This window comes from Rhodocaloribacter sp. (assembly GCF_056451265.1).
This window is the reverse complement of record NZ_JBWOPL010000063.1, coordinates 1-2485: the sequence shown is the minus strand read 5'-3', so window position 1 is coordinate 2485 and position 2485 is coordinate 1. Positions and strand designations below refer to the sequence as shown.

General features: G+C 64.3%; 2 protein-coding genes. Both read left to right on the top strand.

Annotation, left to right across the window (positions count from 1 at the left end):
- Positions 1-436: choice-of-anchor B family protein (locus tag AC1HIY_RS11380; RefSeq protein ID WP_479576859.1), on the top strand; the 436-nt coding region annotated here is incomplete at its 5' end.
- Between the two features lie 236 nt (positions 437-672).
- Positions 673-2485, top strand: a 1813-nt coding sequence (locus AC1HIY_RS11375; protein WP_479576858.1) for a choice-of-anchor B family protein, incomplete at its 3' end; no start/stop codon positions are given.

The following is a 2485-nucleotide window of genomic DNA, read 5'->3' as shown; positions in this document are numbered from 1 at the left end:
GTACCCGAACGTGGGCTACTCGCATCAGGGATGGCTCACCGAGGATCAGCGGTACTTTTTCATGAACGACGAACTCGACGAGCTGCAGGGCAAGGTCGAGGGCACGCGCACGCTCATCTGGGACGTGTCCGACCTCGAAGATCCGCAACTGGTCGAGGAATATGTGTCGAACAATAAGTCGAGCGACCACAACCTGTACATCAAGGGCAACCTGATGTATCAGTCGAATTACGTGAGCGGGCTTCGGATCTACGACATCACGGACGTGGAGCACCCGGTTCCGGTGGGATATTTCGACACGGTCCCCTACGGCGAAGACGCGCCGGGCTTCAACGGTTCGTGGAGCAACTATCCGTACTTCGAGAGCGGCGTGATCGTGGTGACGAGCGGCAAGGAAGGCGTGTTCGTCCTCAAGAAGAAGGACGTGGACATCTAGACTCCGGGTGTTCGCCCGTCCCCCGCTCGCGGTTTTTCACCGGAAGGCGCAGAGGCTTGGTCCTTTGCGCCTTTCGCTTTTTTCGCCGTTTTCTCCCCTATCCGACGAAAGCGCTTCAGATTTGCCCTCCGCCTCCCGCATCTTTCCCGCTCGCCTTCTCGTCAAATGCGGTTTTCCCCGGGGGGTTGCCCTTCCGCGACGCCCGTTTCCTCTCTCAACGCCAATCGAGATCCAGCATGAAAAAGTCAAGTTATCTTCTGTCCCTGTTTATGCTGGTGGCGACGCCGGTATGGGCGCAAAATTTCGGCGGAGCCGTGGCCGTCGGTGAAGAGGAACTGTTCGTCGGAGAAACGAGCAATCAGACCTCTTCGAGCACGATCTACGTCTTCGGACGCGACGGCGACCGGTGGGTGGAGCGGGCGCAGTTGCAGGCCTCCGACGCCGATGGACAGGAGGACCGCTTCGGACGCTCCATCGCGATTGATGGAGAGGTGCTCGTGGCGGGAGCCACCACCAAAGATGCGGGCAAAGGAGCTGCGTACGTTTTCGAACGGGACGCCGACGGACAGTGGCGTGAGACGGCGAAACTCGCGCCGGAGGATCTCGCCGAAGGGGATTACCTCGGACGAGCCGTCGCCGTGAGCGGCGATTTCATCATGGTTTCCGCCGCCGGGAAGAACGAGAGCGTCGGCGCGGTCTACGTCTTCCACCGCGAGGACGGCGGCGCATGGCGCATGCATTCGATGCTCACCGCTCCTGAAGGACAACCCGAAAGCTGGTTCGGCCTCGCCCTCGCCCTCGACGGCGACAAGGCGCTCCTCGGCGCGCCCGGCCGCGAGGAAAACACGGGCGCGGTCTATGCCTTCCACTATGACCCCGCCGCTCACGCGTGGGTCGCAGACGGCAAACTTGAGGTGGAGGGCTTAGAAAAAGAATACCAGTTCGGCCTCTCACTCGCGCTCGACGGCAACGACGCGCTCATCGCTGCGCCGCGCTTTCGGGGCAACCTCGGCGCAGCCTTCACCTTCACGTACGACCCCGAGGAAGGCGCGTGGCGGCAGGCAACCAGGCTTGTCCCCTTCGACGGCGAAGAGGGGCGACTCGGCTCCGCCCTCGCCCTCGACGGTGAGGAGGTGTGGCTCGGCGCACCCGGCGCCTTCGGCTTTGCGGGCGCCGTCTATCGCTACCATCGCGACGGAGAGACGGGCCGGTGGTCCGGCGTCACGAAGACCGGCGGGAAGGACACGCAAAGCCAGGACCTCTTCGGCAGCGCCATCGCCGTGCGGGGCGACCTCGCCCTCGTCGGCGCTACGAACGACGACTACGGCACAGGCACGGCGCGCGTCTTCGAACGCCGGGGCATGCAGTGGGTCGAGACCGCCGCGCTCGCCGTCGAACAGAAGGGTATGGCTTCGATTACGGGAAATAAGGTCAGCTGCGAGGACGGCGCCGCCGCCGGCTTCGACTGCGACAACGTGGACCTCGTCTCCTTCCTCTCCGTCAAGGATATCGGCGGCGGGCGCGGCGTCCGCACGAACGACCTCTGGGGATGGACCGATCCCGACAACGGGAAAGAGTACGCCCTCGTCGGACGCCTTGACGGCACCGCCTTCGTCGACATCTCCGACCCGTATCACCCCGTCTACCTCGGCTCGCTCCCGCTCCACGAAGGCGCCCGCCCGGCTACCTGGCGCGACATCAAGGTCTACAAGGACCACGCCTACATCGTCTCTGACGGCGCCGGACCCCACGGCATGCAGGTCTTCGACCTCACCCAACTCCGCAACGTCTCCAACCCGCCCGTCACCTTCACCGAGACGGCCCACTACGACAAGATCAACTCCGCGCACAACATCGTCATCAACGAGGACACCGGCTTCGCCTTCGCCGTCGGCGCGAGCATGGGCGGCGAGACGTGCGGGGGCGGCCTCCACATGATCGACCTCCGCGACCCGGAGCACCCGAGCTTCGTCGGATGCTTCGGCCATACGGGCACGGGCCGGCAGGGCACGGGCTATACGCACGACGCGCAGTGCGTGACGTACCACG